Source organism: Janthinobacterium sp. HH102, from assembly GCF_001758625.2.
GTDB lineage: Bacteria > Pseudomonadota > Gammaproteobacteria > Burkholderiales > Burkholderiaceae_D > Janthinobacterium.
The window spans coordinates 6,190,423-6,206,471 of sequence record NZ_CP062062.1; the positions used below are offsets into that span (position 1 = coordinate 6,190,423).

The window sequence follows — 16,049 nt, forward strand, 5'->3', positions numbered from 1 at the left end:
TTCAACTTTAGGATCTGCATGAAACTTTCGCACTTGATGATCGCCGTGCTGGCAGCTGCCGGCGCGGGTTCGGCCATGGCCGCTACCGACACCTACAACCTCGACCCGACGCACACCTTCCCCAGCTTTGAAGCCGATCACATGGGCATGTCGGTGTGGCGCGGCAAGTTCAACAAGACCAAGGGGACGGTCGCCCTGGACCGCGCCGCCAAGACGGGAAGCCTGGACCTGGTCATCGATGCCGATTCGATCGATTTCGGCCTCGATGCCATGAACACGCACGCGAAAAAAGCGGACATGTTCAACGTCGAGAAATTTCCGCAAATCACCTACAAAAGTACCTCGCTCAAGTTCAACGGCGAGCAGCTGGTGGAAGTCGATGGCGAACTGACCTTGCTGGGCGTGACCAAGCCCGTCAAGCTGAATGTGAGCAAGTTCAAGTGCATCATGCACCCGCGCTACAAGCGCGAAGTGTGCGGCGCCGACGCCACGGCGGAATTCAAGCGCAGCGACTTTGGCTTGAACTACGGCATGCCGGCGTTCTCGCCGGAAGTCAAGCTGGCCATCCAGGTCGAAGCGATCAAGGCCGATTAAACACCGCCTTTCCGCAGGACAAGCCCGCCTCGCTGCCCGCAGCCAGGCGGGCTTTTGCATGCACGACGAGAATCCGCTGGACTTTTCTATCGTGCGGCATCACTATCGATTGGCATGATGTTGTTCTGACATGACACACCCACTTATCCACCGCGGAGGACCACATGAATTTCATTATCTGGATCGTTATTGGCGGCGTCATCGGCTGGCTGGCCAGCATGGTCATGAAAACCAATGCACAACAGGGCATCTTCCTCAATATCGTCGTCGGCATCGTCGGCGCCTTCCTGGGCGGCTGGCTGCTGGCGCCCCTGTTCGGCACGGGCACCATCAATAGCGACAATTTCAGTCTGGCTTCGCTGCTGGTCTCATTCCTCGGCGCCGTCATCCTGCTGGGCATCGTCAATCTTTTACGCCGCGGCAAAATACGCTAAGCAGGCAAACAGCTGCGCATCAGCAAGTGGCCGGGCCGCGCAAGCGCCCGGCCATTTTTCATTGCCGCTAGGACACGTATGGACAATACCACAGCGGCCGCACGGAAAAATGCGCGTTGGCGGCCGGTTCCTGCCCCTGCGCCACCTAAAATCATGTCGTTCAAGCAACCACGTATGAACATACCCTCCGGAAAATGTGATTGACTAGTGCGGGTTCGATACGGATACTCTATGTCGCCCGCTGCACAATCAGCGGGTACTCCGCTGATTCCGACTTCCCTACAATGTAAAAGAACAGAACTCGAATGAAAAAATCTCTCATCGCGCTCGCCATCCTGAGCAACTTCGCACACGCCGACGAAGGCATGTGGATGCCCCAACAGCTGCCACAAGTAGCCAAGGAGCTGAAAGCCGCCGGACTGAAACTCGATCCGACCACCCTGACCAAACTGACCGAATTCCCGATGGGCGCCATCGTCAGCCTGGGCGGCTGCTCGGCGTCGTTCGTCTCGCCGCAAGGCCTGGTTGCCACCAACCACCATTGCGTCTACAACAGCGTGGCGGTCAATTCGACCAAGGAGCGCGATTTGCTGGCCAACGGTTTCCTGGCCAAGACCTTCGCTGAAGAATTGCCGGCCGCCCCGGGCAGCCGCATCTTCGTCACCTCGGCCGTGACCAATGTCAGCGACAAGATCATCAGCGCCGACGTGGCCAAGCTGCAAGGCAAGGCGCGCATCGACGCGATCGAGAAAAACCAGAAGAAACTGGTTGCAGAATGCGAAAAAGAAGCGGGTTTCCGCTGCACCGTGTCGAGCTACTACGGCGGCCTCGAGTTCTACCTGATCAAGCAACTGGAAATCCGCGACGTGCGCCTGGTGCACGCGCCACCAGCGGGCGTGGGTAAATTCGGCGGCGACACCGACAACTGGATGTGGCCGCGTCACACGGGCGACTACGGTTTCTACCGCGCTTACGTCAGCAAAGACGGCAAAGCTGCCGACTTCAGCAAGGACAACGTGCCGTACCAGCCAAAACACGTACTGAAACTGGCCAAGGATGGCTTGAAAGAAGGCGATTTCGTCATGGCGCTGGGCTACCCGGGCCGCACCAACCGTCACCGCCTGCCATCGGAAGTGGCGTTCACGTTTGACTGGAACTACCCGGCCTTCGTGAAAGCGTCGGGCGAAACCCTGGCCATCATCGCGCGCGAAACCAAGGACAACAAGGACGTTGCCCTGAAATACGCGGGTCAGGTTGCCGGCGTGAACAATTACTACAAGAACCGCCAAGGCATGCTCGATTCCTACGCGGGCAGCGACTTCCTGGCGCGCAAGACAACGGAACACGAAGCCCTGAAAACCTGGGTCAACGCCAATCCTGCCCGCAAGGCGGAATTTGCCGGCGACATCGAGCAAGTGGAAAAGCTGATCGCCGAGCGCGATGCCGACACCAAGCGCGATTTCTTCCTCAGCTATGCGCAGCCACGCCTGCTGAGCACGGCACGCAGCCTGTACCGTTTGTCGAACGAAGGCACCAAGGCCGATACGGAACGCAAGTCCGGCTACCAGACGCGCGATTTGCCACGTCTGTCGTCGAGCATCACGTCGGTCGAGCGCACCTACGATGAAAAAGTCGACAAGGCGCTGGTACTGAACAGCCTGACCAAGTACGCCGCGCAACCGGCCGCACAACGCCGTGCCAGCTTCGACGCCGCCATCGGCATCAAGGACGGCATGTCGCAAGCCGACCTGGCCGCCGCCCTGGACAAACTGTATGCGGGCAGCAAGCTGGCCGACAAGGAAGAACGCGCGGCATGGTTGAAACGCACGCCAGCCGAATTCCAGGCCAGCAAGGACAGCTTCATTCAGGCCGCCGTCGCCATGTACCCGGATTCGCTGAAAAACGAAGCGGAAGACGAAGAACTGGCCGGCAAGATCCAGCAAGCCTACGCCAACTACATGAAAGCAAAAATCGCCTTCATGAAGAGCAAGGGCCAAGCCGTCTATCCTGACGCCAACAGCACCCTGCGTGTGACGTTCGGCCGTGTTGCCGGCCGTGACCATGGCGCCGATGGCACCACCTGGACCGCTTTCACCACCGTCAATGGCGTCGCCGCCAAAGCCACGGGCGAAGGCGAGTTCAATGCGCCGGCGAAGCAACTGGCCGCGATCAAGGCCAAGGACTTCGGCAAATTCGTCGATCCGAAGCTGAAAACCGTGCCGGTCGACTACCTGGCCACCCTGGACATCACCGGCGGCAACTCCGGTTCGGCTGCCCTGAACGCAAAAGGCGAATTCATCGGCCTGGCATTCGACGGCACCTTGGACTCGATCATTTCCGACTGGGACTACAACAAGGCCAACACCCGTTCGATCCAGGTCGACCTGCGCTACATGCTGTGGAACATGAAACACATCGACCACGCAGACAACCTGCTGAAAGAAATGGGCGCCGAGTAATTCGCGGATAACAACAACTAATAAGCCCGGCAACGGGCGGTTGTTCCCTGAGCCACTCCTGCGGGAGTGGCTTTTTTTTTTGCCTAACGTTTTACTTTGCTAAAGCGGTAAGGCACGGCTTGCTCCTCGCCAAATACTTGCGCGCTGCCGCTTCCCAGCGGCAACATGACCCTCCGGCCCTCCTGCAGCAGCAAGGCCAGGTCGGCGCCGGGAAAGCGCTGCGCCAGCAGCGGATAGGCTTGCCGGGCGATGCGCGCGGCGGGAATCACGATGCGGTAATCGCCGTCGCCAAAGTCCAGCAGCAGCGCGGCCACCTCATCCGGCCCCGGCAGCGCCGTGATGCGCAGGCGCGTGCTGCCCTTGACGAGCTCGCAAGCCGACCATACGGGCAAGACACGCTGCGTCGCGCCGACCCGCAACTGCGGCGCCTGCCCCGCCTCCGCCGACGTCAGCAAGACGTCGGGCCGCTCCTCCGATACGGCGCCATCGACGGCCAGCAGCCAGCCCCGGTAGCGTATCAGCGCGCCCTGTGCGGCGGCGGTCACGGAGCCGCCCTGCGCCACCGGTTCCTTGCTCGCAGGCAAGCGCAACGGCGCCGCCTGTGCCGCCAGGCAAGCCCACCACACCAGCGCTGCCAACACTGCCTTGCCCATGCCGCCTCCCTTGCGCGTGAAACGTATTCATAACACAAGTGCGGCCCGGCCCATCTGCCGCGCCTCAAGGCGCCGACGCCGGTGCTACAATTGGCCCCTAGCGGGCGTACTTACCCAGCGCGCCTTCCCCCTCCCAGACTCAGACCGCTATGCCACCAGACTTGCGCACGACCTACGAACTCGGTAACCACAACCAGACCACGACCTGGCTGGAATGCATCACCTTCTATCAAGATCTCGCCGCACGCTACCCGCAAGTGCTGCACTTCGAACAGATCGGCCTGTCCGATTCGGGCGTGCCCATCCATGCTGGCGTCATCAGCGCGGACGGCGTATTCGACCGCGAGCAGATCAAGCGCGCGGGCCGCACCGTGTTCTTCAACAACAACGGCATCCACCCGGGCGAACCGGAAGGCATCGACGCCTGCATGGCCATCGTGCGCGACCTGTGCACGCAGCCGGAACGCCTGGCGGCGCTGGGCAGCACCGTGCTGCTGTTCATTCCGATCTACAACGTCGATGGCAGCCTGAACCGCGCCAACACGTCGCGCGTAAACCAGGATGGCCCGGAGCAATTCGGTTTCCGCGGCAATAGCCGCCACCTGGACTTGAACCGCGATTTCATCAAGTGCGACAGCCTGAACGCGCAAGTGTTCAACCGCCTGCTGGCCAGCTGGGACCCGGACGTGATGGTCGACACGCACACGTCGAACGGCGCCGACTACCCGTACACGATGACCCTGATCCACACGCAGACGGATAAGCTGGGCAATGGCCTCGGCCCCTTCCTGCAAGACACCATGCTGCCGCATATCTTTGCGCAGATGGAACAAGCAGGCTGGCCCACCTGCCCGTATGTCAACCCCGTCAAGGACAGCCCTGACCACGGCATCGCCGAATTCCTCGAAGTGCCGCGTTTCTCGACGGGTTTTGCGGCCTTGCATCACGTCATTGGTTTCATGCCGGAAACGCACATGCTGAAACCGTTTGCCGACCGCTACGCATCCATGCGCGCCCTGCTCGACATCTGCATGGCGTTCACGGTCAAACATGGTGAACAGATCAAGCAACTGCGCGCGCAAGCCAAGGCGGCGGGCCGCACGCAAGCCGAGTGGCCCATCCACTGGGCCATGAACGAAGCGCAGCCGTCGACCTTCCCCTTCAAGGGCTACACAGCAAAATACACGCCGAGCGTGCTGGGCGACTACCAGCGCCTGTCCTACGACCGCTCGCAGCCGTGGGAACGCGACATCGCCTACTACAACCGCTTCGATGCGGACGTCACCGTGGCCGCGCCAAAAGCCTATATCGTGCCGCAAGCGTGGCGCGAAGTCATCGAACGGCTGCGCTGGAACGGCGTCGAAATGAGCCGAATCACCACCGAACAGACGGTAACGGCGCGCTACTACCACATCACCGACGTCGGCACGCGGGCCACCGCCTACGAAGGCCACATGTTCCACGACAATGTAGAACTCGAAGCGCGCACGGGCCAGTTCACCGTGCAGGCGGGCGATTATGTCGTCAGCCTGGACCAGGACAACGCGCGCTACGCCGTGGAAACGCTGGAACCGCAGGCACACGACAGCTTCTTCCGCTGGGGCTTCTTCAACAGCGTGCTGGAGAAGAAAGAAGCGTTTTCCGATTACGTCTTTGAAGACATGGCGTCGGAACTGCTGCGCGATGAGCCGGCGCTGGCCGCTAAATTTGCCGAGTGGAAGGCAGCGAATCCGGCCTTGCTGAGCAATCAGGAAGCCGTGCTCGACTTCATTTTTGAACACTGCCAGCGCTTTGCCGAGCCTGAATGGCGGCGCTATCCCGTCATTGCCCTGATGTAAATCAAGGCTGTAGCGAATGCAACATCCTGGCGCCGCATCGGAGACCCCGGTGCGGCGCCTCTTTCTGTGCCCTGCCCACAAGGTAATCCCATGCACTACGCACTGAACCTGCGCACCTTTATCTACAGCCATTATTTTTACCTGGGCTTGCGCGTGGCCATCGGCCTGGTCGGCCTGACCTTGCTGACCCTGGAAATCAGCGACAGCGCCACCGCCATGACGGTGTGCATAGGCGCCCTGTGTACGACCCTGATGGACATGCCCAGCCCCCTGCGCCACAAGTTCAACGAGATGCTGGCCTCGGTTCTGCTGTGCAGCGCCGTCACTTTATTGATCAGCCTGTGCGGTCCCGTGCAGTGGCTGCTGATGACGGTGCTCGTGCTGGTCAGCTTTCTTGCCAGCATGATGGTGGTGTACGGCAAGAAATCCATGCCCTTGCAACTGGCCGCCCTGTTCATCATGACCATGTCGATGGAGCACCAGATGACGTGGCAGCAATCGTTTCACCATGCGGGCCTGTTCATGCTGGGCGGCTTGATCTATCTGGCCTATGCCATGGCCATCGCCTGGGTCTTGCGCCACCGCATCAAGCAGCAAGTACTGGCCGAAGCCCTGTTCGAACTGGCCGCCTACATCGACATCAAGGCCGATTTCTACGACACGCGTTTCAATTTGACGGAACAGTTCAACAAGCTGGTGCGCCATCAAAGCATTCTGGCCGACCGCCAGCAGGCGTCGCGCGACCTGATTCTGCGCAGCCACAAGAACAGCAAGGACGCCATCGTCGTACAGGTGCACGTGTGCATGCTCGATTTGTATGAACTGATCCTCTCCACGCACACGGATTACGCGCTGCTGCGCCAGCACCTGGCCGACTCCGATGTCTTGAAATCCTTGCACGACCTGGCCTACAAGGCGGCGCGCGACATCGAAGCCGTGGCGTATGCCGTCACGCGCAAGCGCGCCTCGTATGCGCAGATCAGCTACGACAGGGAATGGGCCGAGATCGAAGCGGAAATCGCCCGCCTGCACGCAAAAGGCGACGGCGCGCAGGAAGCGCTGGCCACCCTGCGCGCGCAGCGCAACAAGATCCGCGCCATTTTGAAAATGATCGCCGAGCTGCATCTGGCCACGCAAAAAGTCTATGCCGACGTGCCATTCTGGAGCGGTGCGGACATGGCGCCGTTTTTGTCGCAGCAGAAATACGAACTGAAGACCCTGCTGGCTAACTTGCGCCTGGATTCGCCCGTGTTCCGCTTCGCCCTGCGCGTGTCGATGGCTATCTCGGTGGGATTACTGATCGGCCACTGGCTGCCGTATGCGGCCCACAGCTACTGGATCGTCCTGACCATCGTCATCATCCTGCGCCCCACCTTCAGCATGACGCGCCAGCGCCGCGCCGACCGCATCATCGGCACCATCATCGGCTGCATCATCACGGCCATCGTGATCCGCTTCGTGCACAGCAATATTGTGCTGATGGCCATTTTATTCCTCTCCATCGTGGCCACGCCCACCTTCATCTATCTGCGTTACCGCTACACGGCCATTGCCGTGAGCCTGATGATCTTGCTGCAAATGCACCTGGTGGCGCCCAGCAACCCGAACCTCGTCAGCGAGCGCCTGATCGACACCCTGATCGGCGCGGCGGTGGCCACCGTCTTCAGCTTCGTGCTGGCCAATTGGGAATACCAGAGCCTGCCGCGCCTCGTGCGCCAAGTGCTCAACGTGAACCTCAGCTATATGCAAGCCAGCTTCGCGCTGCTGCAGGGAAAATGCTTCGATGATTTCGCCTACCGCATCGAACGCAAGCGCTTGATGGACAGCCTGGCCGCGCTCAGCTCGGCGCTGGTGCGCATGCTCGATGAACCGGCCAGCAAGCAGCGGGCCGTGGAAGACATCAACCTGTTCATCGTGCAAAACTACTTATTGGTGGCCCACGTGGCGGCCCTGCGCTCGATCCTCGGGCGCCACGCCAGCCAGCTGCCCGTCACGCCCGTCAACGCCCTACTCGGCCATAGCCACACGCAAGTGTGCCTGACCCTGTCGCGCGCGCTGGAGCAGCTCGATGACAAGGCCGCCATCAGCGCGCCGCTGGCCGCCCCTGCCGCGCCGCCCGTCAGCGACGTGGCCTGGTCGGGCTGGCCGCTGGTGCAGCGCCGTATTCGCCTGTTGCAGGCGGATGCGGACAAGATCGTGGTGCATAGCGCGGCGATCGTGCATATCGTGTCACCACGCTAAACCCCAGCGATTTATTTCAGATAACGTTCAAACCAGCCGATAGTACGTTTCTGCAAGTCGCGCTGGTGCTCGGGCTTGCGGAAGGAATGGCCTTCGCCGTCGTAGATGAACAGGCTGGACGGCACGCCCATGGCGCGCAAGCCGTGCCAGAATTCCAGCGACTGGGCGGCCGGCGTTTCCACGTCGCGCTCGCCCACGTAGATCAGGGTTGGCGTCTTCGCCGCCTTGATCGATTCGATAGGCGAAGCCTTGCGGTACACGGCCGGATCGTCATACGCGGAAGCGCCAAAGAACGGGATCATCCACTGGTTGATGCCGTTCTGGCCGTAGTAACTGATCCAGTTCGACACGCCCGCCCCCGCCACCGCCGCCTTGAAGCGGTCGCTGTGCGTGACGCCCCACATGGTCATGAAGCCGCCATACGAATGGCCGATCAGGCCCAGGCGCTGGCCGTCGACGGGCGCCACTTTTTGCGCGGCATCGATGCCGGTTAGAATGTCGCGCCAGTCGCCGCCGCCAAAGTCCGCCATGTTGGCGCGCGTAAATGCCTGGCCCTGGCCAAAGCTGCCGCGCGGATTGGGCAGGAAGACGAAATAGCCTTTTTGCGTCAATTCGTGGATCAGGGTGCTCGCCGCCACGTAACGGGGCGAGGCGGCCGCGCCGGGGCCACCATGCACGTTGACGATCATCGGGTAGCGCTTGCCTGCGTCCGTCTTCAACGGCCCCAGCAGCCAGCCCTGCACCTTGTATTGCTCGTTGTTCCAGCCCACGTTCTGCACCGTCAACTGCGGCGCAAAGCCGTCATTGTCGCGCGTGATCTTTTTCAGCTGGCCCACTGGCCCCGCCACCAGGTAGCTGGCATGGGTAAAGTCTTCCTGCGCGGCCGCAGCTCGCGAGCCATCGGCGCTGAAGGACAGACGGCCATCGCTGCCGCCGCTGCTCAGTTCACCGAGCAGCACGGGCTGGGCCGGCCCCGTTTGCGCATCGACGGGCACCAGCGCCAGCTGCGAATCGATCAGGGCCGTCGCCAGCAAGCCGGCGCCGCGCCAGACGACGCCATTGAAGGTGCCGCGGTAATCGGGCGTGAGATTGCGCGGCGTGCCGCCGGCCAGCGGCACGGTATAGATATCGCCGCCGATGGAGCCGAAATCGCTCATCAGGCCGCCAATGAAGGCCACCGTCTTGCCATCCGGCGAGACGGACGGCAGGTTCAGCTGCATGGCCGGCGACGCAATCACGCGCAGGGCGCCCGTGTCCCCGTCAATATGGCTGAGTTTGGCAACCCACCAGTTGCTGTCGCCATTGCCCTGCGCGCTGGTAGCAACAAAGCCGCGGCCATCGGGCGTCCAGTTGTATTCATACACATAGGTATCGGCGGGTGACAGCAGGCGCGGTTCGCCGCCGCTGGCCGGCACGACGGCGATGCGCTGGGCATCGTCTTCGCTGCCCACTTCGCCCACCTGACGCGCGCCCGCCTCCACGGCGCCGGCCAGCTTGCGCGCGCCCACCGTGGCCAGCAGCGCCAGTTGCTTGCCGTCCGGCGACCAGCGCGCCGTGCTGGCCACGCCCTTGATGCTGGTCAACATGCGCGCCTGTGCCTGCGTCATCGTGGCCAGGTACAGCTGCGCCGTGCCCGCCTTGGCATCGTAGCCGACAAAGGCCAGTTGCCGGCCATCGGGCGACCAGCTGGGCTTGTCGTAGGAACACACGGCGCACGGGTCGAATTGCTGCACGATGGCGCCGTTGGCGGCGTCGCGCACGACGATGGCCGCATGCGGACGCTGCGGCGGTTCACCCACCTTGCTCGACTCGATGGCGGCGATGCGCTGGCCATTGGCCGACAGGGCCACGGCGCGGTAATCGCGCAATGCCGGCCCGCTGGCAGGCGCGGCTTGCGCCATGGTTCCCAGAAAGCTGCTTGCCAGCAAGCCGCAGGCGGCCAGATCAGTTATTTTCATCATGTAAATTCCGGTTAGAAATAAAAAAAACCGCCGGCAAGCGCGGCGGTTTTGGATGGAACAGGCTGCATCAGCGGGCCTTCTTGCCCAGGTGCGAATGGCGCATGCTGTACAGGAAATAAATGGCCACCGTGACCGCCATCCACACGCTGAACACGACAAACGTCGTATGCGGCAAATCGCGCATGATGTACAGGCAAGCCAGTACGCTCAGGCCCGGAATCACGTACGGCCCGAACGGCACGCTGAAGCCTTCGATGCGGTTCGCGCCCTGCTTGTGGCGCAGCACGGGCACGGCGATCGAGACCACCATGAACGCTGTCAGGGTGCCGATGCTGACCATGTCCCACAAATAGGTCGCATCGACGGAACCGGCCACCAGAGCCACCACCAGGCAGACGATGATGGTATTGCTGACCGGCACCAGGGTGCGCGGGTGGATCTTCTGGAACGATTTCGGGATCAGACCGTCGCGGCTGACGGCAAACAGGATGCGCGTCTGGCCGTAGATCGTCACCAGGGTTACGCTGAAGACGGAAATGACGGCACCGGCCGACAGCACCAGCGCGGGCCAGGTCTTGCCCGTCACGTTTTGCAGGATCACCGCCAGGCCCGCTTCCTGGCCTTCGAACAATTTCGCCTGTTGCGCACCGAGGGCGGCCACGGCGACCAGCAAATAAAACACGGTAACGATCAGCAAGCCATACAGGATGCCGCGCGGCACATTGCGCTTGGGATCTTTCACTTCATCGCCCGCCGTCGCCACCGTATCGAGGCCGATGAAGGAGAAGAAGACGGTGCCGGCAGCAGCGGTGACGCCCGTCATGCCGGCAAAGCCCTTGCTATTGTCGGTATTAAAGAACGGTACGAAGTTGTCGGCATTAAAACCGGAAAAGGCAATGGCAATGAAGAACACGAGGATAGACAGCTTGATGATGACCATGATGGCGTTCATCAGCGCCGATTCCTTGGCGCCGCGCAGCAGCAAAAAGCCGCACATGCAGATCAAAAAGATGGGCGGCAGGTTGATGTGGCCAGAGTGAAACTCCATGCCATGCGGGCCGGAAACGATCATCGGCGTGCGCAGCATCTCGGGAATATGCCAGCCAAACGCGTTTTCCAGGAAGTTATTCAGGTAGGACGACCAGCCGATGGCCACGGCACTGCCCGCCAAGCCGTATTCGAGCAGCAGACAGGCGGCCATGATGAAGGCAAGAAACTCACCCACGGTGGCGTAGGCAAACGAATACGAGGAGCCGGAGGCGGGGATGCGGAACGACAATTCCGCATAGCACAAGGCCGTCAAGCCAGCCGTGATGGCGGCGATCAGGAAGGACAGGACGACCGAGGGGCCCGCCTTGGGCACGGCTTCGACCATGGTAAAGAAGATGCCCGTGCCGATGGTGGCGCCGACGCCGATCATGGTGAGGGAAAACAGGCCGATGGAGCGGCTCAAGCCGCTGCTGCTGAGGCCTTCACCATATTCGACCGTGGTATCGATCGGCTTGGTGCGGCAGAGTTTCTGGACCAGGGTTTGGCTCACTAGACTTCCTTTATGAGGCATACGTATTTTCGTACGACGGGTAAAAACAAATAGCGCTCCGGCCTTGAGTAACCCCCAATAAATTCTTGTGTTTTCTAGCTTCCATAAGTGGCGCGCTGCTGCGTTACCCATCGCTAGCAGTGCTCGCACTGCGTCGCGCCGGGCGCCTTGCATCACATCCACTTCTGTTTGCTATAAATTCACAATAATTTCCTGGCGATTACTTACCTGGCAAAAAACCGGAAAGATCGCGTCCATTTTCAAAACTAAGCGATTATAGGGCTTTCACCGGCTCAGCTAAACAGAACTTTGATGTAAGGAAACAACGCCAGGCGTGCGCCGCGAAACGCGCATGGACGCTAGCGGGGCCTGGGATTGTCAATATGAAATAAAAAGCGCGCCGCTGCGGGTGCAGGGGCGCGCTTCTGGCTCAGCTCAACGACGCTGGCTTACTTCTTGATGTGTGGCGCATCGGCCGCTGGCCAACCCGCTTCGTAGCCTTGCGGCACGTCATCGCGCTTGTCCTTGGGCGCCAGGCCCAGCGCGTAGTACAGCACCGTCAGCAGGATCAGCCAGGCCGGTCCCACCATCAGGGCGATGCGCGTATCGGGGAAATACGCCATCAGGCCGATCACCAGCGCCAGGAACGCGAGCGAAATCCAGGAACCATACGGCGCGAACGGCATGCGGAAGGCCAGGTTCTTGATTTCCAGCGGCGTCAAGGTCTTGCGGAACTGGATCTGCGTGACCAGGATCACGCCCCAGGTCCAGACGGCGCCGAAGGTCGAGATCGAGGTGACCCAGATAAACACTTTTTCCGGCACCATGTAGTTCAGCAGCACGCCCAGCAGCAACGCCACGACGGACACGAGGATGGCGCGGCGCGGCACGCCGCTGGCCGTCGTTTCCGCAAACGCCTTCGGGGCCTGGCCTTGCAACGCCAGGTTGTACAGCATGCGGCCCGTGCTGAAGATACCGCCATTGCACGACGACAAGGCTGCCGTCAGCACGACGAAGTTGATGATGCCGGCGGCCGTCTTGATGCCCAGGCGTTCGAACGTCATGACGAAGGGGCTGCCGGTGGTGCCGATTTCATTCCATGGGTAGATCGACAGGATGACGAACAGCGCGCCGACATAGAAAATCAGGATGCGCCAGAACACGGAATTGATAGCGTCGGGAATCGATTTCTTCGGGTTCGCCGCTTCGCCGGCCGTCAGGCCGATCATTTCCACGCCCAGGTAGGCAAACATCACCATCTGCAAGGACATCAGCACGCCTTGCGCGCCATTCGGGAAGAAGCCGCCATGCGTCCACAGGTTCGAGATGCCGATGGCCACGCCGCCGTTGCCGAGACCGAAGACGATCATGCCCGTGCCGCCGACAATCATCAGGATGATGGTGACGACCTTGATCAGGGCGAACCAGAATTCGAACTCGCCGTAGGCTTTCACGGCCAGCAGGTTGATCGCGCCCATGGAACCGAGGGCCGCCAGGGCCCAGATCCAGCGTGGCACGTCGGGGAACCAGATGCCCATGTAAATGGCGACGGCGGTAATTTCCGCGACACACGTGACCAGCCACAGGAACCAGTAGTTCCAGCCCGTCAGATAGCCTTGCAGGGGGCCCAGGTAATCCTGGGCATAGCGGCTGAAGGAACCGGCAACCGGGTTGTGCACGGCCATTTCGCCCAGCGCGCGCATGATCATGAAGATGACCGCGCCACCGATGATGTACGACAGCATGATGCCGGGACCGGCCATCTTGATGGCGTTGCCGGAACCCAAAAACAGGCCCACGCCAATCGCGGCGCCCAGCGCCATCAGGCGGATTTGCCGCTCGCCCAGGCCGCGGTGCAAGCCTTGTTCACTCGTTTTCATTACGTGTCTCCGTTTTTTTCTTGAATACACCGATCCCTCCACCCCAATGGCGGTTCCGCTCTTGCTGGAAAGGAGGAAAGGGCTAGCCGGCGGCAATCGCCGGCATGCTCATGTGTTCAGGCTGCTGCGTCAGGCCAGTTCGGCGATCAGCTCGATCTCGACGCAAGCGCCCAGCGGGATTTGCGCCACGCCAAAGGCGGAGCGGGCGTGCTTGCCGCTGTCGCCGAAGACTTCGACGAACAATTCCGAGGCGCCATTGGTCACCAGGTGCTGTTCCGTGAAGTCGGAGGTGGAATTGACCAGGCTCATGACCTTGACGATGCGCTTGACCTTGTTCAAGTCGCCGCCGCAGGCATCTTGCAGGGTGGCGATCAGTTCGATGGCGATGCCGCGCGCAGCGATCTTGCCTTCTTCCGTGGTGACGTCCTTGCCCAGTTGGCCAACCCAGACCTTGCCATCCTTCTTGGCCAGGTGGCCGGACAGGAAGACGGTGTTGCCCGTGCGGGCATGCATCACGTAGGCGGCAGCTGGGGCGGCGACGACTGGCAGTTCAATGTTGAGGGCTTTGAGTTTTTCGTAAAACGACATGCTATTTCTCCAAGAAAACAATATAAGCGAAACCAAAATTCATGCACGGCAGGGCACGGAGGATGACGCCCTGGCAGCGCGGTAGTGACCGACAACAGTGCCAGATTAAACGTCATCATATTGGTGAACCAGCAGTTTTAGTTCACAAATAGGCCCGGTTATTCAGTGGATTATACCGACAATCAAACAAAATTCAGCATCGGTTCATGAAGCATGCTCTACAGGCATCGAGCGTGACTTTTTTCATTAAATTGTCACTTGTGCAATGTCAAGCCCTCGGGGTCAAGATTTATCGCCTCCAAAAATGCCTGGTCGTGCGAAACCACAAGTAACGCCCCCTGGTATTGCAGCAGCATCTGCTCCAGCGCCTGCAGGCTGGCCAGATCCAGATGATTGTCCGGTTCGTCGAGCAGCAGCAGTTGCGGCGGCGCCTGCGCATACAGTTCGGCCGCCAGCGCCACCTTCATGCGCTCGCCGCCGCTGAGCAAACGGCTGGGCATGGTGGCGCGCGCGCCGGCAATGCCCAGCAGCGCCAGCCGCGTGCGCAGCTCGCCTTCCGGCAAGATGCTGTTGCGTGCCTGCAAGCGTTGCACGGCGCTGCACTCGCCGTCTTGCAATCCCGCATGCTGGTCCAGCCAGGCCACCTGCGCATGGCAGCGCGGCTCGCCGCTGGCGGGCGCCAGTTGTCCGGCGATCACGCGCAGCAGGGTCGACTTGCCGCTGCCATTGTCGCCCGTCACGGCCAGGCGGCGCGGCCCGGCCAGTACCAGGTTGATCGCGCGCGCCTGGCCATGCGGCAAGACCAGCTCGCGCAGCTCCAGGATCAGCTTGCCGTTCGGCACGGCGCTCTCGGGCGCCAGCAGCAGCCGTTCGGCCTCGGGCGAGCAGCGGGCGCTGGCATCCATCACGCGCTGCTGGCGCGCCTGCTGCGCCTCTTGCGCTCGCACGCGCAGCTTGCCCTGGCTATCCTGGCTTTTCTCCTTTTTCGCGTCAAGCAGCAGCTTGCTCTGGTTGCCTTCGCGCCCTTCCTTCTCGCCGCGTCCGACTCGGCGCTGCTGGCGCTCGGCGTGCTGCTGCGCTTCACGCTGTTCGCGTCGTGCACCAGCCTTTTCCGCCTGCAGGGCCGCAGCAAAACCGGCCTGCTCCAGCGCGCGCTGCTGCGCATACAGCGCGTAATTGCCGCCATAGCTGCGCAAGCCCTGCGGCGACAGCTCGGCGATCGCATCGACGTGCTCGAGCAAGCCGCGGTCATGGCTGATCAGCAGCAAGCCGCCCGGCCAACGCGCCATCTGCGCCACCAGGCGGGCGCGCTGCCGCGTGTCAAGGTGGTTGCTCGGTTCATCGAGCACCAGCCAGTCCGCCTGCGACAGCCAGGCGCCCTGCAGCGCGATGCGCTGGCGTTCGCCGCCGCTCAGGCTGGCCGTTGATGTATCGGCATCGACATGGCGCAAATCGAGCGCATCGAGCGCCTGGCGCAGGCGGGCGTGAGCATCCCAGCGTTCGCCCACCAGTGCATAGTCGGCTTCGTCGACGCTGCCGGCGGCGATGCGCGCCAGCGCGGCCAGCAAGTCGTTCATGCCGGCCAGCGCCGCCACCGTGGGATAGCGCTCCGGATCGAGCTCCTGCGCCACGTAATGCACGCTGCCGTCACAGCGCGCGGCGCCAGAAGACGGCTGCGCCCGGCCTGCCAGCAGGCGCGCGAGCACGCTCTTGCCCACGCCGTTATCGCCGACGAGGCCGATACGTTGCGGGGCAAAAGAAAATTGCAGATCGGAAAACAGGGCGCGGCCATCGGGCAGCACAAAGGAAAGACGGTCGAGTTGTAGTAATGCGGGCATGGATACTCCTTGAGCAAGGCTGG

At 61.7% G+C, this 16,049-nt stretch carries 11 protein-coding genes; 5 read left to right on the plus strand and 6 right to left on the minus strand.

What is annotated here, in order from left to right:
- The first annotated feature begins 18 nt into the window (after window positions 1-18).
- The 3 genes from JAB4_RS28205 (at window position 19) to JAB4_RS28215 (ending at window position 3,487) form a co-directional block, all read left to right on the plus strand.
- Complete coding sequence (locus JAB4_RS28205) at window positions 19-594, plus strand: YceI family protein (RefSeq protein ID WP_070220635.1); 576 nt, start codon at window positions 19-21, stop codon at window positions 592-594.
- 164 nt (window positions 595-758) lie between these two features.
- Window positions 759-1,028 (plus strand): GlsB/YeaQ/YmgE family stress response membrane protein, encoded by a 270-nt coding sequence (locus tag JAB4_RS28210; RefSeq protein WP_034778894.1) that lies wholly within the window; start codon window positions 759-761, stop codon window positions 1,026-1,028.
- 305 nt (window positions 1,029-1,333) lie between these two features.
- Entirely contained in the window at window positions 1,334-3,487 is a 2,154-nt protein-coding gene (locus JAB4_RS28215; protein WP_070220636.1) for a S46 family peptidase, read from the plus strand.
- A gap of 83 nt (window positions 3,488-3,570) precedes the next feature.
- Here JAB4_RS28215 and JAB4_RS28220 read toward each other — a convergent pair whose 3' ends face one another.
- Window positions 3,571-4,140, minus strand: coding sequence for a hypothetical protein (locus tag JAB4_RS28220; RefSeq protein WP_070220642.1), 570 nt, complete (start codon window positions 4,138-4,140; stop codon window positions 3,571-3,573).
- 149 nt (window positions 4,141-4,289) lie between these two features.
- Here JAB4_RS28220 and JAB4_RS28225 point away from each other — a divergent pair, with 149 nt between their 5' ends.
- Together JAB4_RS28225 and JAB4_RS28230 are read left to right on the plus strand one after the other, a co-directional pair.
- Window positions 4,290-5,978, plus strand: a complete 1,689-nt coding sequence (locus JAB4_RS28225; RefSeq protein ID WP_070220644.1) for a M14 family zinc carboxypeptidase — start codon at window positions 4,290-4,292, stop codon at window positions 5,976-5,978.
- A 90-nt stretch (window positions 5,979-6,068) separates the two neighbouring features.
- Complete coding sequence (locus JAB4_RS28230) at window positions 6,069-8,219, plus strand: FUSC family membrane protein (RefSeq protein WP_070220646.1); 2,151 nt, start codon at window positions 6,069-6,071, stop codon at window positions 8,217-8,219.
- Between the two features lie 11 nt (window positions 8,220-8,230).
- Here JAB4_RS28230 and JAB4_RS28235 read toward each other — a convergent pair whose 3' ends face one another.
- The 5 genes from JAB4_RS28235 to JAB4_RS28255 all read right to left on the minus strand — a co-directional run bounded on the left by JAB4_RS28235 (window position 8,231) and on the right by JAB4_RS28255 (window position 16,026).
- On the minus strand, window positions 8,231-10,180 hold the full coding sequence (locus JAB4_RS28235) for a S9 family peptidase (protein WP_227742062.1): 1,950 nt from the start codon (window positions 10,178-10,180) through the stop codon (window positions 8,231-8,233).
- Window positions 10,181-10,247: 67 nt separating this feature from the next.
- The gene (locus tag JAB4_RS28240) at window positions 10,248-11,720 is read right to left on the minus strand and encodes an amino acid permease (protein WP_083287022.1); all 1,473 of its coding nucleotides are present in this window, start codon (window positions 11,718-11,720) and stop codon (window positions 10,248-10,250) included.
- A gap of 449 nt (window positions 11,721-12,169) precedes the next feature.
- Window positions 12,170-13,600, minus strand: a complete 1,431-nt coding sequence (locus tag JAB4_RS28245; protein ID WP_070220650.1) for an amino acid permease — start codon at window positions 13,598-13,600, stop codon at window positions 12,170-12,172.
- A gap of 129 nt (window positions 13,601-13,729) precedes the next feature.
- Complete coding sequence (locus JAB4_RS28250; RefSeq protein ID WP_070220653.1) at window positions 13,730-14,188, minus strand: RidA family protein; 459 nt, start codon at window positions 14,186-14,188, stop codon at window positions 13,730-13,732.
- Between the two features lie 254 nt (window positions 14,189-14,442).
- Window positions 14,443-16,026 (minus strand): ATP-binding cassette domain-containing protein, encoded by a 1,584-nt coding sequence (locus JAB4_RS28255; RefSeq protein WP_070220655.1) that lies wholly within the window; start codon window positions 16,024-16,026, stop codon window positions 14,443-14,445.
- Window positions 16,027-16,049: the final 23 nt, after the last annotated feature.